Origin of the sequence: Sorangium sp. So ce119, assembly GCF_051524405.1 — a bacterium.
Classification (GTDB): Bacteria; Myxococcota_A; Polyangia; order Polyangiales; family Polyangiaceae; genus Sorangium; species Sorangium cellulosum_G.
This window is the reverse complement of sequence record NZ_CP150310.1, coordinates 8,150,387-8,171,990: the sequence shown is the minus strand read 5'-3', so window position 1 is coordinate 8,171,990 and position 21,604 is coordinate 8,150,387. Positions and strand designations below refer to the sequence as shown.

The 21,604-nt window shown below is 71.3% G+C and carries 16 protein-coding genes; 8 read left to right on the top strand and 8 right to left on the bottom strand.

The annotated features are described in order from the left end of the window. The first annotated feature begins 123 nt into the window (after nucleotides 1-123). The 3 genes from WME76_RS30815 (at nucleotide 124) to WME76_RS30805 (ending at nucleotide 4,656) form a co-directional block, all read left to right on the top strand. Nucleotides 124-633: an OmpA family protein gene (locus tag WME76_RS30815; RefSeq protein WP_061617064.1), complete on the top strand. Its 510-nt coding sequence runs from the start codon at nucleotides 124-126 to the stop codon at nucleotides 631-633. Nucleotides 634-1,092: 459 nt separating this feature from the next. After that, entirely contained in the window at nucleotides 1,093-1,755 is a 663-nt protein-coding gene (locus WME76_RS30810; RefSeq protein ID WP_437955825.1) for a hypothetical protein, read from the top strand. 459 nt (nucleotides 1,756-2,214) lie between these two features. Continuing rightward, nucleotides 2,215-4,656 (top strand): GH36-type glycosyl hydrolase domain-containing protein, encoded by a 2,442-nt coding sequence (locus tag WME76_RS30805; RefSeq protein WP_437955824.1) that lies wholly within the window; start codon nucleotides 2,215-2,217, stop codon nucleotides 4,654-4,656. Nucleotides 4,657-4,702: 46 nt separating this feature from the next. On the opposite strand, the gene WME76_RS30800 is transcribed toward WME76_RS30805, so the two are convergent. Next, complete coding sequence (locus WME76_RS30800) at nucleotides 4,703-6,034, bottom strand: amidohydrolase family protein (RefSeq protein ID WP_437955823.1); 1,332 nt, start codon at nucleotides 6,032-6,034, stop codon at nucleotides 4,703-4,705. Between the two features lie 785 nt (nucleotides 6,035-6,819). On the opposite strand from WME76_RS30800, the gene WME76_RS30795 reads away from it, so the two are divergent. Beyond that, nucleotides 6,820-7,278, top strand: coding sequence for a hypothetical protein (locus WME76_RS30795; RefSeq protein ID WP_437955822.1), 459 nt, complete (start codon nucleotides 6,820-6,822; stop codon nucleotides 7,276-7,278). A gap of 176 nt (nucleotides 7,279-7,454) precedes the next feature. Here WME76_RS30795 and WME76_RS30790 read toward each other — a convergent pair whose 3' ends face one another. The 4 genes from WME76_RS30790 to WME76_RS30775 all read right to left on the bottom strand — a co-directional run bounded on the left by WME76_RS30790 (nucleotide 7,455) and on the right by WME76_RS30775 (nucleotide 11,707). Continuing rightward, the gene (locus tag WME76_RS30790; protein WP_437955821.1) at nucleotides 7,455-8,333 is read right to left on the bottom strand and encodes a transglutaminase family protein; all 879 of its coding nucleotides are present in this window, start codon (nucleotides 8,331-8,333) and stop codon (nucleotides 7,455-7,457) included. A 123-nt stretch (nucleotides 8,334-8,456) separates the two neighbouring features. Then, nucleotides 8,457-10,334 carry an Hsp70 family protein gene (locus tag WME76_RS30785; protein ID WP_437955820.1) on the bottom strand — a complete coding sequence of 626 codons (1,878 nt, stop codon included), beginning with the start codon at nucleotides 10,332-10,334 and terminating at the stop codon, nucleotides 8,457-8,459. Further along, entirely contained in the window at nucleotides 10,331-10,975 is a 645-nt protein-coding gene (locus tag WME76_RS30780; RefSeq protein WP_437955819.1) for a DUF2760 domain-containing protein, read from the bottom strand. The genes WME76_RS30785 and WME76_RS30780 overlap by 4 nt, the downstream gene beginning before the upstream one ends. An 81-nt stretch (nucleotides 10,976-11,056) precedes the next feature. Beyond that, nucleotides 11,057-11,707: a hypothetical protein gene (locus tag WME76_RS30775; RefSeq protein WP_437955818.1), complete on the bottom strand. Its 651-nt coding sequence runs from the start codon at nucleotides 11,705-11,707 to the stop codon at nucleotides 11,057-11,059. 341 nt (nucleotides 11,708-12,048) lie between these two features. Between WME76_RS30775 and WME76_RS30770 the strand changes: the two genes are divergently transcribed. The 3 genes from WME76_RS30770 to WME76_RS30760 all read left to right on the top strand — a co-directional run bounded on the left by WME76_RS30770 (nucleotide 12,049) and on the right by WME76_RS30760 (nucleotide 16,190). Next, nucleotides 12,049-12,261: a twin-arginine translocase TatA/TatE family subunit gene (locus WME76_RS30770; RefSeq protein ID WP_433928658.1), complete on the top strand. Its 213-nt coding sequence runs from the start codon at nucleotides 12,049-12,051 to the stop codon at nucleotides 12,259-12,261. Between the two features lie 108 nt (nucleotides 12,262-12,369). Then, nucleotides 12,370-15,516, top strand: coding sequence for an MXAN_5808 family serine peptidase (locus tag WME76_RS30765; RefSeq protein ID WP_437955817.1), 3,147 nt, complete (start codon nucleotides 12,370-12,372; stop codon nucleotides 15,514-15,516). Nucleotides 15,517-15,635: 119 nt separating this feature from the next. Next, entirely contained in the window at nucleotides 15,636-16,190 is a 555-nt protein-coding gene (locus WME76_RS30760) for a TerB family tellurite resistance protein (RefSeq protein ID WP_437955816.1), read from the top strand. Between the two features lie 69 nt (nucleotides 16,191-16,259). On the opposite strand, the gene WME76_RS30755 is transcribed toward WME76_RS30760, so the two are convergent. Then, nucleotides 16,260-16,565 (bottom strand): hypothetical protein, encoded by a 306-nt coding sequence (locus tag WME76_RS30755; RefSeq protein ID WP_437955815.1) that lies wholly within the window; start codon nucleotides 16,563-16,565, stop codon nucleotides 16,260-16,262. Between the two features lie 81 nt (nucleotides 16,566-16,646). Between WME76_RS30755 and WME76_RS30750 the strand changes: the two genes are divergently transcribed. After that, nucleotides 16,647-17,627, top strand: a complete 981-nt coding sequence (locus WME76_RS30750; protein ID WP_437955814.1) for a uroporphyrinogen-III synthase — start codon at nucleotides 16,647-16,649, stop codon at nucleotides 17,625-17,627. Here WME76_RS30750 and WME76_RS30745 read toward each other — a convergent pair. Together WME76_RS30745 and WME76_RS30740 are read right to left on the bottom strand one after the other, a co-directional pair. Next, a complete protein-coding gene (locus WME76_RS30745) occupies nucleotides 17,606-18,412 on the bottom strand; it encodes a hypothetical protein (protein ID WP_437955813.1) in 807 nt (268 codons plus the stop codon). The two genes, WME76_RS30750 and WME76_RS30745, sit on opposite strands and share 22 nt — an antisense overlap. 250 nt (nucleotides 18,413-18,662) lie before the next feature. Continuing rightward, complete coding sequence (locus WME76_RS30740) at nucleotides 18,663-21,446, bottom strand: tetratricopeptide repeat protein (protein ID WP_437955812.1); 2,784 nt, start codon at nucleotides 21,444-21,446, stop codon at nucleotides 18,663-18,665. Nucleotides 21,447-21,604: the final 158 nt, after the last annotated feature.

The window sequence follows — 21,604 nt, the reverse complement described above, 5'->3', positions numbered from 1 at the left end:
CTGGATCGCCGCGGCGCCTTCCGCCCGCCGCTCCGGCGGGCGGAGCGGCGGGCGACGCGCCGGCGGCTCGCCGGCGGTGTCAGCGCACTTTTTCCGGGCGATTCCCCGTGCTAGAGGCGCGAAATGCGAGCGAACCGAGCGATCTGGCTTGTGGTCATGGGCGTCCTTGCGGCGGGGTGCGGGTCGGCGAAGACCGAGATGTCGCTGGCGGCGAGCGCGACGCCGCCGCCCCCTCCTCCGCCCGCGCCCGTCCAGCCGGCGGCCCCCGCCGAGGCGGTGATCGAGGGGGATCGCATCAAGATCGCCCGCCCGATCTTCTACGACCTCGACAAGGACGAGATCCGGCCCGAGTCGTTCTCGGTCCTCGACGCGGTCGCGAACATCCTGAGGACGCACCCGGAGATCACCGCGCTCACGGTCGAGGGGCACACGGACAACCAGGGCACGGTGGAGCACAACATCAAGCTGTCCGAGCGCCGCGCGAACGCCGTGGTTCGCTACCTCGTCCAGCGCGGCGTCACGACGCCGATGACGGCGCCCGGGTACGGCGCCGGCGCGCCGCTCTGCTTCACGAACGACGAGGGCTGCCGCGCCATGAACCGGCGCGTGGAGTTCCGTATCAAGACGAAGTGAGGAGCCCGCGGCCCGGCGCCCCCGTCGGCCGCGCGTCCTCCCTCCGCCAACACGTCACCCGCGCCCGCTCTCCCGCGCCGCCCGAGCGCCGGGACAACAGGCCAGGTTAACACAGCTCCTCCCTCGAAATCGCCTGCTTTCCGCCGCCCTGCGTCCTCCGTCGTCCCGCGGGGCGGACGGCGCGCGAGAGTGCCTGTCCCTCTGTGCGCCTGTGGGACAAACGACTCCCAAAGATACTCACGCTGCAAATTTATATTGAACGGCGTCTCCCGATCGTGGTTAATACATCACGGGAATACGCGCGCTGAGAGCGACGCGCCGGTCCGAGCAACACATTGCATTGCGTGGTGGATCATGGCGAGCGTTCGTCGTTGTCCGTTGGGGATCGCTTGTCTCGTCCTTTCGGGGCTCTCGTGGCTCTCGCCGCGGCCTGCGGCCGCGCGTGACGTCGACCACCTCATGTGGGCGGAGCGACTCGTCGATAACGTCGCTCCTGAGAACAACGAATACTCGACTGCCAGCTTCGTCTCCTGGGCTGGCGTGTCCGGCGCGCGGCGTTACATGAACCGCACGCAGTGCGCCACCTTCTTGACGGAGATGCTCAAGCGGGGCTACGGGTGGTCCGAGTCGTCGTTCGACGACTGGCTGGGCAGCCGGAGCCCGAGCGCCTCCGCTTACTATGACGCGATCGTCGAGGAGAATGGATTCGAGAGGATCCACGACCTGGGGGACGCGCGCGCCGGCGACGTCATCGCCCTCCGTTATCCTGCGGGCGAGTCGTCGACAGGTCACGTCGCGATCCTCCGCCGGGCGCCAAGGCTGAAGCTCCCGGTCAGCCCCTTCGTGCTGGGCACGTTCCAGTACGAGGTGAGCGTGGTCGACTCGACGAGCTCACACCACGGCCCGTCCGACTCCAGGATGTCCTCCGGCGGCCGGTGGGCCACCGGCGCGGGTTACGGCGTGATGCGCGTCTACACGAGCACGTCGGACACCATCGTCGGGCACACCTGGAGCACGGCCGCCGGCACGGCCTATTATCCGACCACGGCGCGCCAGGTCGCCATCGGCAGGCTGGTGCTCCCCGACGAGGACCGGGACGAGGACTCCGACGACGATCGGTAGCCAAGGGCGCGCGACTGGCACGGTCCCCCAGGCTCACCCCTGGTGCGACGACCGCATGCCCGTCCGAGGTGCGAAGACCGTAGGCCCGAGGACCGCGCGCTCCCACGCCGCGCCGCGCCAGATCGGGCCGCACAGGGACGTGTAAAATTCACGCCGTGCCGTAATCTTGCGTTGTCCGCCACACAGCGGCCACGCCATCGAGCGCGAGGGCGTGGAGTGCTGCATTTCTCCGGGAAAAACGCCGGCCTACGCTCCCGCGGGCCCCGTTGACAACCAGCAGGGCAGGGGTCTAGAGTGGCGGCCCTCTGAGCTCGCTCGGAGGCCCCAGCCCAACAATCATCGGCTTATCGAACCCGGGGCAGCCCTGCCGCTGGGTTTTTTTCTGTCGTTGACGGGAGAGAAGCTCCCCGCTTCCGACCCAGCTTTCGACTCCACCGAATGCACGGAGACCGCGCGTCCATGAGCAATCAGTACGGCCATTTCGACGACGAGAGCCGCGAGTACGTCATCACCCGGCCCGACACGCCGCTGCCCTGGCTCAACTACCTGGGCTCGGACGAGATGTTCGGCCTCTGCACCAACACGGCCGGCGGCTACACGTTCTGGAAGGACGCCAAGCTCCGGCGGCTGACGCGCTATCGGTACAACAACGTGCCCATGGATATCGGCGGGCGCTACCTGTACGTGAACGACGGCGGGGTGGTGTGGAACCCCATGTGGAAGCCGGTCAAGACGGCCCTCGATCGCTACGAGTGCCGCCACGGCCTGGGATACACCAAGATCACGGGCGAGAAGAACGGCGTCGAGGTCGAGGTGCTCTTCTTCATCGTCCCCGGCGAGAACGTGGAGATCTGGCGCACCCGGGTCACCAACAAGAGCGGCGCGAAGAAGGACATCCAGCTCTTCTCCTTCCAGGAGTTCTGCTTCTTCGAGGCGCTCAACGACATGACGAACTACCAGCGCACCTACTCCATCGGCGAGGTGGAGGTCGAGGGGAGCGCCATCTACCACAAGACGGAGTTCCGCGAGCGCCGCTCCCATTACTCGCTCTTCGCCTGCACGCGCGCCGTCGACGGGTTCGACACGAGCCGCGACGCCTTCTGCGGCAGCGTCCACCACGGGCTCCACGAGGCCCAGGTGCCGGCCAAGGGCAAGGCCACGAACTCCAAGGCGTTCGGCTGGAACCCGATCGGCAGCCACCAGGTGAGCCTCTCGCTCGAGCCCGGCGCGAGCGAGACCCTGAGCTTCGTGCTCTCGTACGTGGACCAGGGGGATCTGCCCAAGTTCAAGGCGCCCTTCGTCCTGAACAAGCAGAAGGGCAAGGAGATCCTGGCCAAGTACTCGGCGCCCGGCGCCGTGGACGGGGCGTTCGCTCAGCTCAAGGAGGACTGGGCCGGGCTCCTCGCGAACTTCCAGGCCGACTGTCCGGACGAGCACGCGCGGCGCATGCTCAACACCTGGAATCAGTACCAGTGCATGGCCACCTTCAACCTCTCGCGGTCGGCCAGCATGTACGAGACCGGCATCGGGCGCGGCATGGGCTTCCGCGACTCGAACCAGGATCTCCTCGGCTTCGTGCACCTCATCCCGGAGCGCGCCCGCCAGCGCATCCTCGACATCGCGGCCACCCAGCTCAGCGACGGCACCTGCTACCACCAGTACCAGCCGCTGACGAAGAAGGGGAACGCCGATATCGGCGGCGACTTCTACGACGATCACCTGTGGCTCATCCTCTCCACGTGCGCGTACATCAAGGAGACGGGCGACAAGGGCATCCTCAAGGAGGCCGTGGGCTACGCCGACAAGCAGGGCTCCAAGGAGGACCTCCTGCACCACCTGGAGACGTCCATCGCGTACACGATGAAGAAGCGCGGCCCGCACGGCCTGCCGCTGATCGGCCACGCGGACTGGAACGACTGCCTGAACCTGAACTGCTTCAGCACCGAGCCGAACGAGAGCTTCCAGACCGCGGGCGACGTGAAGGACTCGAAGGCCGAGTCCGTGATGATCGCCGGCCTCTTCCTCTACGCCAGCCGCGAGATGGCCGCCCTGTATGACTGGATGGGCCAGAAGTCCGACGCGGAGCGCATGCGCGGGCAGTACGCCGACATGCTGGCCGTGGTCGAGAAGGAGGCCTGGGACGGCGAGTGGTACCGCCGCGCCTACGACGCCCAGGGCCGCGCCGTCGGGAGCAAGGAGAACGAGGAGGGCAAGATCTTCATCGAGAGCCAGGGCTGGTGCGTGCTCGGCGGTGCCGGCGCGGACAACGGCCGCGCGAAGCAGGCGATGGAGAGCGTGCACAAGCACCTCTACACGAAGAACGGCATCGTGCTGCAGCAGCCCGCGTACTCGACCTATCACCTCGAGCTCGGGGAGGTCACCTCGTACCCGCCGGGCGTCAAGGAGAACGCCGGTATCTTCTGCCACAACAACACCTGGATCCACCTCGGATGGTGTCTGCTGGGCGACGGCGAGCGCGCGCTCGAGTACTATCTCTCCATCTGCCCCTCCGCCAAGGAGAGCCAGATCGAGACGTACCGGGCCGAGCCCTACGTCTATGCGCAGATGATCGCGGGCAAGGACGCCCCCGTCTTCGGTGAGGCCAAGAACGCCTGGCTCACCGGCACCGCGGCCTGGACGTTCGTGTCCGTCAGCCAGGGGATCCTGGGCGTGCAGCCCCAGTACGACGGCCTGAAGCTCGACCCCTGCGTACCCAAGGCGTGGAAGAGCTTCTCCATCTCCCGCCGCTTCCGCGGCGCCACCTACGAGATCAACGTCAAGAACTCGGGGGTGTGCAAGGGCGTGAAGAAGCTCACCGTGGACGGCAAGGCGGTCGAGGGCAACGTGATCCCCCTGGCCCCCGCCGGCAAGACGGTGCGCGTCGACGTCGAGATGGGCTGAACGCTTCCGCCGGAGCGCGCCGCAGCCAGCCCGCGGCGCGCTCGGCTCAGTCGCCCTGGGGGGCGGCGACCCATCGCCCGTTCAACATGACCCGCCTCACGCGGCGCATCGCCCGGATGTCGGCGAGCGGGTCGCCCTCCACCAGGACGAGGTCGGCGAGCTTGCCCGGCTCGACGCTGCCGAGCCGGTCGTCGATGCGGAAGAACCTCGCGTTCTCGGAGGTGCCGGCGACGAGGACCTCCATGGGCGACAGGCCGCTCTCGACGAGCAGCTCCATCTCGCGCTGGTAGGCCCACCCTCGCTCGGCGCCCGGCACCGTGCCGTGGGAGCCGACGACCACCCGCACGCCGGCGCGCCGCGCCGCGCCGGTGAGCCTCATCATGTTCTCGAAGCCGCGCACGTGGGTCTCGGTCGCGCCCTCGTCGTTGGCGCGGCGCTCGAAGATGGCGAGGGTGGGGGTGACGAAGGTCCCGCGCGCGGCGAGCAGCCGGAGGAGCTCGGAGGTCCGCGGCGCGCCGAGGGAGATGCCGCGAAAGAGCTCGTAGCGGCCCTGGAGGCGCGCCTCGTTGCGGGCGATCACCGCCTGCCGGTAGCGCTCCGCCTCGCGCGGCGGCACGAGCGCGGTGCCCAGCGAGGTGATGTGCTCCAGGCCGTCGAGCCCGGCGCGGATCGCCGCCGCGGCGTCCACCGTCTCGAGGTGCGCGGTGGCGACCACGCCGCGCGCGTGCGCGGCCTGCGCGATCGCCTCGACGAGCCCGAGCGGCAGGCGGAAGTAGACCTTGATCGCCGACGCCCCGCGCTCGACCAGCCGATCGACCGCCCAGCGCGCCTCGGCCGCGTCGCGCACGATCAGCGCGCTCTCCGGGTAGGCGGGGTCCGGCCCGTCGAGCATCGGCCCCGCCAGGAAGAGCCGCGGCACCGGGCCGACCCTGCGCGCGGCGTCGTACGCCTCGATCCAGTGCCCGGGCTCGCGCAGCGAGGTCACGCCGCGCTGCAGGAAGAGCGCGGGCAGCGCGTCGTCGCCGTCGATGTGGAAATGCGCGTCGATGAGGCCGGGCAGGACCGAGAGCCCGTCGCCGCGGACGATCTCGGCGCCGGCCGGGACGTCCGTGGCGCCGCGCGCGCCCGCGGCGACGATGCGGTCGCCGCGGACCACGACGACGGCGTCCCGCACGGGCGGCCCTCCGCGGCCGTCGATGAGCGTGGCCCCGACGATCGCGACCGGGCGCGTCGCGTCCGGCCGCGCGATCGGGTTGATCTCCCGCGCGGGCTGGAGCTTCGGCTGCCCTTCCGGCGAGGGCCACTGCACGGGCGTGCTCGCGCAGGCGCACAGGCCCGCGAGCGTCGCCAACAGACACAGGCGCAACCGAAAGCTCATCGTGCCCTCCCCGTGACCTGAACCATGCGGCGACCGCGCGAGGAACGTGCGACGAGCGCGCGCGTCGCCGGCGCATCGCGGCGCGCGTGAGTCCATGTCGCTGGCGCGCAGCGCCCATGACCGCAGCGCGATGTCCGGAGCTGCGGCCGCGGGCGGCTGCGCCGTCGCGCCTCTCATCATAGCAGCTCCGGGCCGCTCGGCCGCGAACACGGGCGCTTTCCAACTTCCACGTTCATGTCGAATGAGCGCTCCGGCGAGGTCCACCGCCGTCTCCAGGCTCGCTCGATCCATCGCCACGGCGCGGCGAGATCCCGGAGCGGCGCCGGGCGCGCGCGAGGCCTTGTCCGAGCTCCGCCATGCGGGGTTTCGTGGGGCACAAGAAGGCTCGGAAATCGTGGCTCGCCGGATTCGGCATGACGCTCTGGTGCCCTCGCGGCGCGGCGCGAATGCGCGCTCGACTCGCGACGGGCGACTGCGGGTCTCCCGCGTTCGGCGCCGGGTCAGGCGATTCCCGAGCCGCGCGGTCCCGGCGGGTTCGTCCTCGGCGGGGCTCGTGTCACTGTATTTCGGTCGGGCGAAGCTCGGAAAGTCGTCTCTGTGAGCCGTATCGAGACAGTTGAGCGTCACAGCCTGGGTGCAGTAGGGTGCCACCGCCGGCGCGCGGGAAACGCCGCGACCGGCATGTCCCGGTGGGACCGGTGACGAAGCGATTATCGAAGGCTGGCGCTCGTTCAAGCGCGCTGGAGGATCTCATGCGTAGCATCAATCTTGTTGGCATTGTCTCGATGGCTCTCATGCTTGGCGCGACCGCCTTCTCCGCGGGGTGCGGGGACGACACGGACGGGGGCACGGGCGGCGGGACGACCGCGAGCAGCAGCAGCACGACCACCTCGAGCGCCACGACCGGCACCGGCGGCGAGGGTGGCGAGGGCGGCGGCGGCGACGGCGGCGGCGGCGGCGGCGGCGGCGAAGGCGTGGAGTGTGTGACCTGCTCGGCGCCCCTCCTCGAGGATGCCGATCCGAACGACCTGTGCGAGTCCTCGTTGCCGAAGTACGTGGCGCTCACGGACTGTATCTGCGAGGCCTGCGGCGCGGCCGACGGCGATCCCTGTTTCAACGAGTGCTCCCCGGAAGGGGCGGAGCAGAGCGACGAGTGTACGGCGTGCGGCAGCATGGTGGCCACCGAAGCGGACGGCGCATGCATCGAGCAGGGCACCGTCTGCCTCCAGGACACCGGCGAGTGATCTCGATGCGCTGAGGTATCGCGGACGCTTCCGACCGATCCTCGGCGATCAGCGCGCGGCCGCAGGGGCAGGCGGGATGCCTGTCGCCCCTGCGGCCGTCTTCGCGCGGGCTCCGCGATGCGCTCCTGCTGGCTGTGATGGGCCCTGTCGACGCGCGGTCGATACCGCAGCGAAGCTCACTCCACCTCGGACACCGTCACATCGACGGTCATCGTCTCCGCGGCGGGCGTGTAGAGCGTCCCCGCCGTGGGGGTGGCGTCCGTGGTGTTGCGGCCGTAGCCGACCCGCACGTGGTCGAGGCTGGGCAGCACGCCGTTCGTCGGATCGAACCCCTTCCAGCCGATGTTCGGGATGTAGAGCTGCGCCCACGCGTGCGTCGCGTCGGAGCCGGCGCGGTTCGTGCCGACATTGCCGGTATAGATGTATCCGCACACGTAGCGCGCCGGAATGCCCAGGAGCCGCGACAGGCAGATGAACAGGTTCGCGAAATCCTGGCAGACCCCGCGCCTGTTGACGAAGACGTCGTGAGGGGTGGTCGCCAGGTCGGTCGCGCCCGGCGTGTACCGGTATTCGCGGAAGAGCGTCAGGTTGATGGCGAAGAGCGTCTCCATCAGGTCCGCGTCGTTCCGCTCGACGAACGACATGGCATAATCGAAGAGCTCCTGGAGCTGGGGGGCAGGGAGCTCGGCGGGGCGCACGTACGGCGCGATGATCGCCTGCTCCCAGGGCATCCAGGCGAGGGGGAACGCGGGCCGGATCTTCGTCGTCGCGAACGCGAACGGATCCGCGTCGAGCAGCTCCACGACCGAGTCGGCCGATATCGTGAGCGCGGTATACGGGGAGGCGATCTCGAAGCGCGTGACCCGGTTTCCGAAGACGTCCTCGAACTCCACCGTGGGGACCTCCGGGTCGATCGCGAGCGCGTGCGAGAGGACGCGCTGATCCCGGTCGACCATCGGGCAGAGATGCAGCTTGTGCACGCTGCGCTCCACCGGGCGATCGTAGGTGTATCTCGTCGTATGGACGACGCGGAGCTTGCGAGTCGTGGGCGCCATGTCGTGGTGTCGTTTCCCGGTGAGCTCTTCCGGCGCCGTCACGGCCCCGCGCGTCGCGCCAGCGCGGCGTGCGCCGGGCTGGCGCGGCGCGTCAGCTCGCTCCCGACGCTGACGCGCCGCGCCTCACGTCTCGGCGCGCACCGACAGCTCGATCCGCCAGCGCTCGTTCGGCTTCTGCGCCTCGCGCGGGATCGCCTCCAGGAGGAGCGTCCCCACCTCGGTGACCGAGGCGCGCAGCCGCACCGGCACCATGTCCCCCTCGCGGCGCCCCTCGGCGGGCAGGGTGACCTCGATCGGCGAGAGCTCCTCGAGCTCGCCCGGCTTCCAGGCCTCGAGCTCGGCCCCGGCCTGGTCGTCCCGGCGCACCGACGAGCTGAAGAAGCGGAAGCGCACCGGCTCGCCGACCACCACCCCGAACTCCTGCGGCGGCAGCGTCGCCTCGGTGCCCTCCTCCATGCCGAACGGCGCCAGGCAGAGCGCCGTGATCGGCGGCTCCAGGCCGGGCACCGCCGGAACGGCCCCCTCGATGCCCACGTAGTACGCCCGCGCCGTCCCGCCGCGGATCCTGAGCCCCCGGCCGCGCCGCGCCAGGCCGTAGGCGGCGGCGCCGCGCGCGACCGCGAGATCCAGGTCGTCGATCGGGAGCACCCGCGGCCGCGGCGCGCCGTCCTCCTCGAGCCAGGCGCCGAGCGTCGCGACGAGCCGCTCGCGCAGCGCCGCGCTCTTCATGACGCCCCCGTTGAACAGCACCGCCGTCGGGTGCAGCAGGAGCGGCGCGCGGCCGGACCCGGCGCTCCCTTCCTTCGGGACGAAGCCCTCCAGCTTCGACGTCGCGCCGGCCTGCCGCCCCAGGAAGGCCGCGAGGTGGCGGGTGATCGCCGGGTCCTGCGCGTACGGCAGGCCGAGCTGCGTCAGGCCGGCGCGCGCGCGGGTCGCGGGGCGCGCCGAGGACGGGACCTCGGGGAAGAACCCGTCCACGAGCGTCCGCGTGATCTCGTCGCGCGTGAGCTCCGTCCGGATCGACGCGCCCAGCAGCTTCGAGCCGCGGCCGGCGATCACGATCGGCGCCTCGTTCATCGACGGATCGCCGAGCAGCCGCTCCTTCGCGACGCGCGCCGCGTGCGTGAGCGACGTCATCTGCCAGCGGTCGAGCTCCTTGCCCTCGGCCGCGAGCTTCGCCTTCACGACGTGCGCGAGCGCGAGGTCCATGTTGTCGCCGCCGAGCAGGATGTGATCGCCGACCGCCACGCGGACGAGCTCGAGCGACCCGTCGTCGCGCGGGACCGCGGCGATCGCGGAGAAGTCGGTGGTCCCGCCGCCGACGTCGACCACGAGCAGCACGTCGCCCGGCTGGAGGTGCTTGCGCCACGCCTCGCCGGCCGCGTCGATCCAGGCGTACACGGCCGCCTGCGGCTCCTCGAGCAGCGTGAGGTCCTCGAAGCCCGCGGCGCTCGCCGCCTCGACCGTGAGCTCGCGCGCGGCGGCGTCGAACGACGCGGGCACGGTGATCACGATCTCCTGCTTCGCGAGGGCGAGCTCCGGATCGTCCTTCGCGAACAGGTGATCCCACGCCTCGGTGAGGTGCTCGAGGTAGCGCCACGACGCCTCGACCGGCGAGATCTTCTCGATGTCCTCGGGCGCGCCGACCGGCAGCGTCGGCCCGCGCCGGTCGATGCCGGGGTGGCAGAGCCAGCTCTTCGCGCTCGAGACGAGGCGCGCGGGCGCGTCGACCCCGCGCGCGCGGGCGTGCTCGCCGACGACGAACCGCCGCTCGGCGTCCCACGGCAGCGCCTGGGGCCCCTCGCTCTCGAGGGGGATGTACATGAACGAGGGCAGCAGCGGCCGCGCCTCGAGCGCCCCCTGCGCCACGAGCTGCGGCACGGCCAGCACCTCGGGCGACGGCGTGAGCCGCGGATCGGCGCCCTCGTCCGGGACGCGCGCATGGGAGAGCGCGCAGTGGGTCGTGCCGAGATCGATGCCGATGATGTAGCGCGCGCTCATAGCTCGACCTCCGCGGGGGCGATGACGCTGGCGTCGTGGCCGGCGACAGGCGTCGGTAGCGATATCTCCTCGGCGCGCCAGCCCCGGTGGCGCAGGACCCCCCGGTACGGCGCGCTCCCGGACACGTTGCCGATGAGCTTGACCTCGGCGGGACTGTAGCCGGCCTCCAGCGTCACCCTGGCCCCCTCGTCCTCGCGCCGCACGGGCGCGAGCTTCGCATGGCCGCGCAGCGCCTTGCGGCAGCCTTCATGGACCATCCTCGCCGCCACACCGACGTCCGCGTCGCCGAACGAGGCGATGTCCTGCTCGAGGAAGTCGACCAGCCGCCCCTCGCGCTGGAGCAGCGCGAGGAGCTGGAGCGCCGAGGTCATGGCGGGCGCGGCCTGCGGCGCGGGCGCGGCCTGCGGCGCGGGCTCCTTCTTCGCGACCTCCGCGGCGCCGGGGAGGCGGGGCGCGCCGCCCTCTCGATCCCGCTCGGCCGGCTCCGGCGCGCCCCGCTCGGCCGGCGGCAGCGCGGCTGCCGCGCGCGCTCGCCAGGCCCGCGCGGCGAACTGCGCGTCGAACAGCACGCGGAAGAAGCACGCGAAGGCGAACCAGAGCCTCGTGGACCAGGGGAGCGGGGGATCGTCGAGATCGGCCACGGCGAAAGCCTAACGCCGAGCGTTGCGATCGGTACAGAGACCGGCGAGCGGGGCCCGCCGCGCGGGTCTCCGCCGGGCCGGTCAGAACGTCGCCCGGAGGACGGGGAAGCGGACCTCGTGCCCCTGCGCCACGCCGAACTTGAACATTTCGTCCTGCGAGTAGAGCGGCTTGAGCGAGAGCGCCGGCATGCCGAGCGCGACCCGGCCCGGCGTGATGTCGACGAGGCCGAGCCGGGGCTGCTCCCAGCGGGCTCCCCGGAGGAACGGCGCTGCGTCCGTCGTGAGCTGAACGTTGATGCCCGGCTGGGGGGGCTCCGCGGCCGGCTCGTTGCGAATGGGCTCGCTCTGGTCCGTCTCCGGCGGCTTGTACGCGGTGGCGTTCAGGGTGACGATGAGGGTCGGGATGACCAGCGCCATGCCGCCGGCGAGCATGTAGAGCGGCACCTCTGCGGGAGGCTCCGAGGCCTCGATGAAGTAGCCGGCGACGCCGCCGCCCGCCGCGCCGAGCCCGCCGAAGACGAGGTAGGGCCAGGCGCGCTCGACCCCGATCGCGCCCATCGTCAGCATCACGACCTCACCGCCGAGCAGCGCGCCGCCGACGATCCCCTTGCCGGTGACGCTCACCTTGTCGCTCGCGTCCGCGTCCTGGGCGCTCGCGCGCTCGGGAGCGCCGGCGAGCACCGCCGCCGCCACCGACGCCCCTGCCAGACAATGCGCTGCCTTTCGATTCATGCGGTTGATCGGCATCGTGTTTTCCCCGTGTCGATGATCGCGAAGCCTGCGAGGGCTGGAGCCCCGGACCGCCGCCGGCGCGCTCCCGCGGCCTGGCGTCCGGTCCGGCCGGTCGGCGACCCGCCTGGGCCGTCGAGCCGTTCTCGATTTCTGAACCGCTGGCGGAGCGAGCCTCCTCCCTCCTCCAGCGAAGCCGGTCGCGCGAGCCTAGCACGGGTTTCAAGGCTCCGAACCGCTGCATTGCCGGTGCGGAGGATGGGTGGTATGGGTCCACCGGAACCGGGCCGCAGCCCGCCGCCGCGTGTCGCGGGGAGCACGGCAGCCTTCGAGGGATCACCGCTATGGGCCGCATTGGACCGCTGGAAATCGCCCTTCTCATCGGGCTCGCCCTGCTCCTCTTCGGCGCGGGGAGGATCGCGGATGTCGGCAAGGGCATCGGCGAGGGCATCCGGAATTTCAAGAAGGGCCTCAAGGACGACGACGACGAGGACCCCGCGAAGCAGCTCCCCGCCAAGACGGACGCGAAGGAAGAGGACACACACAAGCCCGTGTAGTCCCCCCCTCGCGGCGCGGCGCGGCGCGTAGAGACGCGTAGAAACGCGCGCCAGCGCCGCGCGACGCTGGTCGACGCTCGCTGGCGCGCGTCTATACTCGAGCGCCGTATGCCTCACCGACTCCTGGAGCGCATCGTGAAGGCGCTCGTGGTCTCCGCTGCGTTCCCGCTGGCAGCGTACTTCGTTCTTCAGTTCGGTCCCGGGGGGCTCTGGCGAGGGTTCGAGCCGGCGCTCGCGGTCACCGGTCAGGTGGCCAAGGCGCCGTACGACCTCACCCGCCTCGAGGCCGTGAACGAGACGCTCAAGATGATCCGCGACAAGTACGTCGAGCCGGATCGCGTCAAGCCGAAGGAGATGCTGCTGTCCGCGCTGAACGCGGTGCAGCGCGACGTCGCGCAGGTGATCGTCCTCAACGAGGATCCCAACGAGGTCACCGTCCGCGTCGAGACCAGCGAGAAGAAGTTCCGGATCGACAACATCCAGGGCCCCTGGGACGTCTCGGCGCGGCTGCGCGAGGTCTTCAGCTTCCTGCAGAAGAACCTCAAGGGCACCGAGGTCGACCTCCGCGAGGTCGAGTACGCCGCGTGCAACGGCATCCTGCACACGCTGGATCCGCACTCGTCGTTCCTGAGCCCCGAGGCGTACAAGGAGATGAACCTCTCCACGTCGGGCGCGTTCGGCGGGCTCGGCGTCGTGATCTCGATCCGCGATCAGATGCTCACGGTGCTGAACCCGATGCCCGACACGCCCGCGGGCAGGGCGGGCCTCAAGCGGCTCGATCGGATCGTGAAGATCAACAACGAGTCGACGCTCAACATGCCGCTCGACGACGCCGTGCGGAGGCTCCGCGGCGATCCCGGCACCCCGGTCACCGTCTGGGTGACCCGCGAGGGCGAGGGCGGGTGGCAGACCCCGAAGGCGTTCGAGCTGACCCGCGAGGTGATCAAGGTCCGGTCCGTCGAGTCGCGCGCCCTGGACGGCGGCGTCGGCTACGTGCGGCTGAAGACGTTCCAGGCGACCTCGACCGCGGAGCTCGACGCGGCGCTCGACGGCCTGCGCAGCAAGGGGCAGCTGAAGGGGCTCGTGCTCGATCTGCGGGGCAACCCGGGCGGCCTGCTCGATCAGGCCGCGCGCATCGCCGACAAGTTCCTCGCCGACGGCGTCATCGTCTCGACGGTCGGCGCCTCCGAGGGGCGCGAGGAGAAGCGCGCCAAGGGCCCCGGCACGGAGCCGGCGTACCCGATCGTGGTGCTCGTGAGCGGCAACAGCGCGAGCGCGAGCGAGATCGTGGCGGGCGCGCTGAAGAACAACGACCGCGCCGTCATCGTGGGCTCGCAGACGTTCGGCAAGGGCAGCGTGCAGCTCGTCTTCCCCGACGTCACGGCGGAGAAGGCGGCGCTCAAGCTGACGATCGCGCAGTACCTGACGCCGGGCGACATCTCGATCCAGGGCGTCGGCGTGACGCCGGACATCGAGCTCGACCCGATGACGGTCGACGAGCTCGAGATGGATCTCACCGTGCAGAAGGACGGCCTCCGGGAGCGCGATCTCTCGGCGCACCTCTCGAACGCGCGCGCGGCGGCGGCGGGCAAGCCGACCGAGGTGGTCCGCTACCAGCTCACGAGCGCCGATCGCGAGCAGATGCGCGAGCGCGGCGGTGACATCGACGAGGACTTCGCCCTCGACTTCCCGATCCGCTTCGCGCGCGAGCTCGCCGCGCGGATGCCGCCGAGCACCCCGAGGCTCCAGCAGCTCCGGGCGGTGCACGACCACATCGAGCAGGTCGGCAAGGAGGAGCTGGGCAAGGTCGCGGCCGAGCTGGCGAAGCTCGGCGTCGACTGGTCCGACGCGCCCGAGGGCGCGACGGCGGCGGCCAAGTCCGAGCTCGAGGTGAAGGTCGAGACCGATCGCCCGAACGCCGAGGTGACCGCCGGCCAGCCGATGGAGCTCCGGGTCACGGTCAAGAACAACGGCAAGCAGCCGGTCTACCGGCTCCGCGGGACGACGGAGAGCGACAACCTCTACTTCGACAGCAAGGAGCTCATCCTCGGCAAGATCGGCCCTGGCCAGACGAAGACGGCGAAGGCGCCGCTCGGCTGGTGCGAGGTCGAGGGGCGGAAGGTCGGCTCGACGAAGCCGAGGAGGGCCAACGAGAAGCGCGTCTGCAAGATCCCGATGGACGCCCTCTCGCGGAGCGACGGCGTCAAGGTGAAGTTCGAGGTCGCCGGCGCGCCGGAGCCGGCCCCGGTCGAGATCCGGCCCACGGTGCGCGCGCTCGATCGGCCGCTCTTCCAGTACGCCTACCAGATCGTCGACGACCGCGAGGGCAACGGCGACGGGCTCATCCAGAAGGGCGAGCGGGTCAGCATGTACCTGACCGTCAAGAACGTCGGCAAGGGCCCGTCGTACGAGACGCAGGCGAACATCGCGAACCTCTCGGGCGAGGGGCTCATGCTGCACGCCGGGCGCTTCGACGTCTCGAACATCAAGCCGGGCGACGTGCGCAAGGTGGTCTTCACCTTCGACGTGGAGCCGGCGCTCTCGGAGCCCGAGGCGACGCTCACGCTCTCGGTCGGCGATCGCGATCTCCGCGAGTTCGCCAGCGAGAAGGTGAAGATCCCGATCTTGCCGCGCGTCCAGATCAAGGGCGGCGGCTCCACCGTGAAGGCCGGGGCGCAGGGGGCGACGCTGCTCCCGTCGCCCGAGGCGAGCGCGCGCGGCTTCGGCAGGCTCCCTGCGGGCGCCGTGGTCAAGGTGCTCGGCGAGGCGCCCGGCGGGTTCCTCAAGGCCGATCTCGGCGCCAACCGCTTCGCGTTCGTCGCGGCGCGCGAGGTGACCCAGGGCGGCGGGCAGGCGCCCGCGGTGGTCGCGTTCGAGGACGTCTACTCGCACGCGCCGCCGACGCTCGACATCGCCGCGGCGGCGCTGGCGACGACGGCCGGCACCGTGAAGATCACGGGGACGGCGTCGGACAGCGAGCGGCTGCTCGACACCTTCATCTTCGTCGGGTCGCGCAAGCTCTACTACAAGTCGAACCGCGACGGCGCGGACCCGAAGAAGGCGGAGTTCTCGTTCGAGGCGCCGCTCCGGCCGGGGGTCAACGTGATCACCGTCGTCGCGCGCGAGACGCCGGACACGACCACGCGGCGCACGCTCGTGGTGCGCAAGGACGGGCCCGACGGCTCGATCTTGAAGACCCCGAAGTCCGACAACCCGGTCGACGACTGGATTGCGGAGCGCGGGGGCGAGGACTAAGCCGCGGCATGGATCACGATGACGGGCGTAACGAGCGGCGCTTCGCCGGGCAGAGCAGCCCGGCGAGGCGGTGCTCCGTCGGGCTGCCCTGCCCGACGAGGATCTGGTAGCTTCAACGCGTGGGACTCCTCGCCTGGCTGGGCCTGAAGCAGGGGGGCTCGTTCCCGAACCTCGACGCCCTCCTGAAGGAGCTCCGCGCGGCGCTCCCGGACGACGAGGCGGTGGTCCTCCGCTACATCGCGACCGTCATCGTCCTGCTCGGCAAGGTCGCCTGCGTCGACGGCCGCTTCTCCTCCAAGGAGGACGAGCTGCTCCGCGAGCTGCTCACGCACATCGACGGGCTCGCCCCGAGCGGCGTCGACGCGGTGTTCAACGCGCTCCAGGGCAAGCTGCCCGCCCTCCAGGAGGGCGAGGTCGATCGCTGCTACCGCGAGCTCAAGGCGCTCTGCAACGCGAGCGAGCGGGTCGAGGTCGTGCGCCTCTTGATCCGGCTCGCCGCCGCGGACGGCGCGCCCACGCCGGCCGAGCGCGCGGAGATCACGAGCATCGCGGAGGAGCTCGGCGTCCCCCTCGCCGAGATCGAGCCGGACCTCGCCGGCCAGGCCGTGGTTCAGGACGGCTCCCCGGCGACGCCGGACGAGCAACGCGAGCGCGAGGGCGAGACCCGGGGGTGAGGCGAGCAGGCGCGGAGCCGCCGCGCCGCCCCGTCGATGCGTCGCGGAGCCGCCGCGCCGATCCGCCGATCAGTCGCGCGCGTCTCGCTGCTCGGCGGCGCTCTCGGCGCTCGAGGCGCGGCTCGCGGCGCCGAGCGCGCGGCGCTGCTTCAGCGCCGTGAGCGCCACGAAGAGGACGAACAGGACGGCCCCGAGCACCGCCACGAGCACGCCGAAGTTGAAGAGGTAGTGCGCGCCCGCCGCGCCGCCCACGCCCATCAAGAAGATGCCGAGCAGCGCGATGCCCGCGCCGATGACCGGATCGGGGCCGGCGTCGTTCTCCGAGGTCGCATGCGAGAGCCCGCCCCCCTGCACCCCGCCAGCCTCGTTGCTCATCGGATGGCTCACACGAGGAGCTTAGCAAACTGGTCAACCGCCCGAAACCCGCGCGAGCCGGACCCGGGCTATGCTGCGCGGGTGAGCACGCCCACGCACCCCCTGAACGACCGTCCTTCCCCTCCCGCGTCGCCCGACTTCGCAGGGCGCCGCGTCATCACGTTCGAGAGCCGCCGCGCCGCCGAGATGGCCTCGCTGATCCAGCGGTATGGTGGGGTGCCCGTCACCGCGCCGGCCCTCCGCGAGGTCACGATCGAGCGCAACGAGCGCGCGCTCGACTTCGCGCGGCGCCTCACGGGCGCCGAGTTCGACCTCGTGATCCTGTTGACCGGCGTCGGGACCAGGGCGCTCGTGGCCGAGGCGGCGCCCGCGCTCGAGCCCGCTCAGGGCGAGGGGGTGACGTCCGACCAGGACGGTAGCGCGGGGGCCCGGGGCGCCTCCCTCATGGCTGCGGCGCTGTCTTCCGTGCAGCTCGTGGTGCGCGGTCCCAAGCCGGCCGCGGCGCTGCGCGAGCTGGGCGTGACCCGGTTCGTCACCGTGCCCGAGCCGAACACCTGGCGAGAGATCCTCGAGGTCGTCCGTGGGCTCGGCGACCTGAGCGGCAAGCGCATCGCCGTCCAGGAGCACGGGGCGCCGAGCCATGAGCTCTACGCCGGGCTCGAGGCGGCCGGCGCCCGGGTCACGCCGGTGCCGGTGTACCGGTGGGCGCTCCCGGAGGACACCGCGGCCCTCCGGCAGGGGCTGCGCTTGCTGGCGGACGGCGGCGCGGCGATCACGCTGTTCACGAGCCGCGCGCAGGTCGAGCACGCGCTCCTCGTCGCGGCCGAGGAGGGGCTCGTCGAGCGGCTGCGCGCTGGGCTCGGGCGGGGCGTGGTGGCGTCGATCGGGCCGGTCTGCACGGAGGCGCTCCGCGCGGAGGGGATCGAGCCGGATTTCGAGCCCGAGCACCCGAAGATGGGCCACCTGGTCAAGGCGGCGGCCGCGCGCTCGGGCGAGATCCTCGCGCGCAAGGGGAACCAGGGCGACGCGCCCGCGTCGGCTCAGTCCTCGTCCTCTTCGTAGGCGGACTGCGCCACCGTCGCCGGCCGCGGCTCGGGGTGGGGCGCCGCGCCGGCGGCCGCCGCGGCCGCGTGCGGCGCGTCCATGTGTCCCCTGTCGATCAGCTCGGCCCGGTAGAGCACGCGGCCGTCCTCGGCGGTGATCTCGCCGCCCACGTCGCCCCAGGCGAAGTCGTCGCTCTGGAGCGTGCGCATCGTCGCCTTCGTCTTGCCGAGGCGCACGCGGAAGCTGGTCTTCTGGCAGGCGATGGCGGCGCCGCCGACCTCGACGTGCACCGCCTCGGTGCCGAGCACCTCCTCGTTCTCGTCGGCGGCGAGCGCGGTCTTGGCCATCATCGCGTCGTAGGCCGCGAGGGTCGCCGGGCGCTCGGCGCCACCGTCGATCCACGCGGCGCTGAGGATCTCGCCGCGCCGACTGGGCGCGTCGCTCATGCGGACTCGCAGGGCCTCGGTCTCCTTGTCGCCCTCGAGGGTCACGTCGACGACGAGGACGTCCCCCTCGCGCGCGACCACCCGCTGCGTGAGGAGCAGCGGCGTCTTCCTGAAGCTGCCCGAGAACCGGTAGGCCACGTAATCACCGGGCTTGCGCGCGGCGGCCGCCTCCTCGGCGCTCGGTTCCCCCTCGTCGGTCGCGCCCTTCGCGCGCTGCGCGACATCGCGCCGCGCTTCGGCCGCCACCTTGGCGGCGGCGTCGCGGGGGCGGCCGACTCGAGCGTTCGTGTCGATCCCGGCACCGCAGCCAGCGGTCAGCATCGACGTGAGGGCGGCGAAGAGGAGCGGTCGGTTCATGCACCCCCGGTATCCGAGAGCGCCCGTCGTGGCCCAATTTCTGGCATTCCACGGGCGCACCGAGGTTGAGCCTCGCCCGACCGAGGTTGAGCTTCGCCCGACCGAGGTTGAGCTTCGCCCGACCGAGGTTGAGCTTCGCCCGACCGAGGTTGAGCTTCGCCCGACCGAGGTTGAGCTTCGCCCGACCGAGGTTGAGCTTCGCCCGACCGAGGTCGAGCACGCCGGCGCCCGCGAGCGCCTCCGGCTGCGCTCAGGGCAGCTTGCCGCTCGGGAGGAGATCGTCGAAGGCGGAGTCGAACTCGTCCGAGATCATCTCGGCGCCGACGGCGCGCGCGGCGGGCTTCGGGACGTCGATGCGGCGCAGCCGCTCCGCGACGCTGCCGCGCGGGTCGCTGTAGCTCGGGCTCATCCGGGCGACGCGCTGGAAGTAGTAGAGCGCCTGCTCGGGAACACCGAGCATCTCGTAGGCGTTCGCGATCTCGTACGTCAGCGCGAGCTCCTGCTCGACCGTCTTGTGCGAGGCGTGCAGCCCGCGGATGAGCGCGTCGATGCCCGCCTCGATGTCGCCCATCTGGAGGTGGGTCACGCCGATCATCGACTGGCAGACGCACTCCCGCCCGGGGTCGCGGGAGGCGAGCTCGAACTCGGCGATGGCGTCCGCGTAGAGGCCCATCTCCTTGTAGGCCACGCCGAGATCGTAGTGCGTCGACGCGTCGGACTCCGAGACCTGCGCCGCCACCCCCGCCTTGAACTGCTCGAACACGCTCTCGACGCTGACCTGTCGAGGATCGTCCTGGACGCCCGTCACCGAGCCCGGCGCCACCTCGAGCTCGTCGATCATCTTCAGCGACTCGGCGATGTCGAACGCGCGATCCTCGTCCGGACGCTCGCTGCCGCGCGGGACGACCCGCGTGCCGCTCTGGTTGTCCGTCGCCACGCGCGCCTGCGACGCCAGCTCGGTGACGTCGCGCAGCCGCTCCATCAGGAGCGGGTGGTTCGGCAGCCGCGCGAGCTGCTCCTCGAGGATGTTCCGCGCCTCCTCGAACATCCCGTGCTGCGCGAAGAACTCGACCTCCTCGAGCGCGTCCTCGTCGAGCGCGTCCGCGCGCCGCAGCGACCCCGGCGGCACGGAGCGGGCGGACGCCGGCCGGACGGACGCCGGCCGAGCCGACGCCGGTCGGACCGACGCCGGCCGGACCGACGACGGGCTGTACAGGACCGGCGGCGCGGCGAGCACGGGCGGCGGGGGCATCGACGACGGCGACGGCGCCGGCGGCGCCTGAGAAGCCGCCACGGCGAGCGGGTGCGCGGGCGAGCGGCTCGGGTGGACCGACGCCGTCTCCTCGTCGTCGTCGTCCTCGACCTCCTCGACGTCCTCGACCTCTTCGACCTCCTCGACGTCGTCGATCGGGAAGCTCGGCAGCGGCGGCTCGTTCGCGAACGGGTCGTCGAGGTGCGTGACGAGCTGCGGGCGCCGGGGGAGCGCCTCGACGACGCCGTCTTCGTCGAGGGTGTACGCGGGCAGCGGCGCGTCGGGGTCGTAGAGGTCCTGGCTCGGCACCTCGGACGCGTACGCGTCGTTCTCGCCGGACGTCGGCGAGACCTCCGGGCCGGTGTGCTCCTCGTCGGCGAGCTCCTCCTCCTGCGGCACGGCGTAGCCGAGCAGGTTGAGCATCTCCGTGGCCTGGGCGTTCCCCGGATCGAGGAGCAGCACCTCGTCGAGGAGCCTCGCGGCCTCGTCGACGGCGTCTTCGCCGGAGAGCTGCTGCGCGAACGCGAGCATCTCCTCGACCGCTCCGTCCTGGTCGCCCGCCTCGATCAGGATGTCGCAGAGCTTCTCGCGCAGCTCCCGCGCGGCTGGCAGCCGCGCGATGCCGCCCCTGAGGAGGGCGACCGCCTTGTCGTACTGGCGGTCGCGCCGGAAGCTCTCGGCGTGCGCGACGAGCTGCCGCGGGCTCGCCACCGGGGACGTCGAGGGCTGCGACGCGCGCAGCGGGATCGGCGCCGCGGACGAGGGCTCGGCGTCCTCGACCTCGAGCTCCTCCGGCTCGTCGCCCTCGTCCTCCTCGAGCTCGACGTCGATCGACGCGCGCGTGCTCCGCGCCGGTCCGAGCTGGGAGGCGAGCTGGCGGACGCCCTCGTCGTTCGGGGCGCGTGCGACCAGGGCGGAAACGAGGGCGTTGAACTGGTCGAGCCGCCCCGCCTCCTTGGCGATGCGCGCCGACTCCTTCTGCACCTCGATCGCCTTCGCCGGCTGCCCGAGCAGGTCGAAGGCGCGGGCGAGGAGCGCGAGCGTCTCCAGATCCCGCGGGTTCTCCTTGAACGCGATCTGCAGCTTGGTGAGGGCCGACATCCCGTCGCTCGGGTCGCCGCGGTCGAGGTAGATCTCGGCGGCCATGCGGGCGAAGCGGGCGTCCGGGCGGTGCTGCAGCAGGCGCTCGACGACCTTCAGCGCGTCGTCGCGCCGACCGAGCTTGAGCAGGAGCTCGGCCGCCGTCCCGAAGCGCTGGATCGCGGCGTCGTAGTCGCGGACCCGGATCAGCGCCTCGGCGAGGCGGAGATACGCAAGCGGGTTGTTCGGATCGAGATCGACGACCCGCTTGAAGATGTCGATCGCGTCGCGGTCCCGCCCCGCGCGGAGCAGGCGCGTCGCGACCTCGTCATAGGCCGCGAGCGCGTCGCTCGTGAGCCCGAGCTGCGTGTAGATCTCCGCGAGGCGCGGGACGATGTGGCCGAAGCGGTCCTCGTGCTGCGGGACGTGCTTGTGGATGATCTCGCGGATCTGCTTATAAACGGCGATCGCCTTCAGCGCGAAGCCCTGAAGGGAGTAGAACTGGCCGACGCGCTCGTACGTGGTGATCGCCTCGACGTACTCCTCCGTCCGCAGGTAGAGGTCGCCGATCTTGAGCAGCGTCCGGACGTCCTTCGGATCCTCCGCGACCAGCTTCTGGTACTCGGCGATGGCCTTGTCGAAGCGCTTCCGCTCGACAAACTTCTGCGCGGTCTGGAGTACCTTGTCGCGATCGACCGCCACGGCGATGGGAGTCTCCTACTGAGGGCAGCGAGGCGTTGCTCGGGCGCCCCGCGGGCATCCCTCACCTCACCTAAAAACACCTAGCCAATCCCGCTACCACGTACAAGCGCGCGGCATCGGAAGTTCCGGAAGCTACCGCCAAGGTGCTTGTTTGCAGC

What these genes read in the sequence shown, in the direction of transcription:
- WME76_RS30815 (WP_061617064.1), top strand. Translation starts at nt 124, where the DNA reads ATGCGAGCGAACCGAGCGATCTGGCTTGTGGTCATGGGCGTCCTTGCG.
- WME76_RS30810 (WP_437955825.1), top strand. Translation starts at nt 1,093, where the DNA reads ATGTGGGCGGAGCGACTCGTCGATAACGTCGCTCCTGAGAACAACGAA.
- WME76_RS30805 (WP_437955824.1), top strand. Translation starts at nt 2,215, where the DNA reads ATGAGCAATCAGTACGGCCATTTCGACGACGAGAGCCGCGAGTACGTC.
- WME76_RS30800 (WP_437955823.1), bottom strand. Translation starts at nt 6,034, where the DNA reads ATGAGCTTTCGGTTGCGCCTGTGTCTGTTGGCGACGCTCGCGGGCCTG.
- WME76_RS30795 (WP_437955822.1), top strand. Translation starts at nt 6,820, where the DNA reads ATGGCTCTCATGCTTGGCGCGACCGCCTTCTCCGCGGGGTGCGGGGAC.
- WME76_RS30790 (WP_437955821.1), bottom strand. Translation starts at nt 8,333, where the DNA reads ATGGCGCCCACGACTCGCAAGCTCCGCGTCGTCCATACGACGAGATAC.
- WME76_RS30785 (WP_437955820.1), bottom strand. Translation starts at nt 10,334, where the DNA reads ATGAGCGCGCGCTACATCATCGGCATCGATCTCGGCACGACCCACTGC.
- WME76_RS30775 (WP_437955818.1), bottom strand. Translation starts at nt 11,707, where the DNA reads ATGAATCGAAAGGCAGCGCATTGTCTGGCAGGGGCGTCGGTGGCGGCG.
- WME76_RS30770 (WP_433928658.1), top strand. Translation starts at nt 12,049, where the DNA reads ATGGGCCGCATTGGACCGCTGGAAATCGCCCTTCTCATCGGGCTCGCC.
- WME76_RS30765 (WP_437955817.1), top strand. Translation starts at nt 12,370, where the DNA reads ATGCCTCACCGACTCCTGGAGCGCATCGTGAAGGCGCTCGTGGTCTCC.
- WME76_RS30755 (WP_437955815.1), bottom strand. Translation starts at nt 16,565, where the DNA reads ATGAGCAACGAGGCTGGCGGGGTGCAGGGGGGCGGGCTCTCGCATGCG.
- WME76_RS30745 (WP_437955813.1), bottom strand. Translation starts at nt 18,412, where the DNA reads ATGAACCGACCGCTCCTCTTCGCCGCCCTCACGTCGATGCTGACCGCT.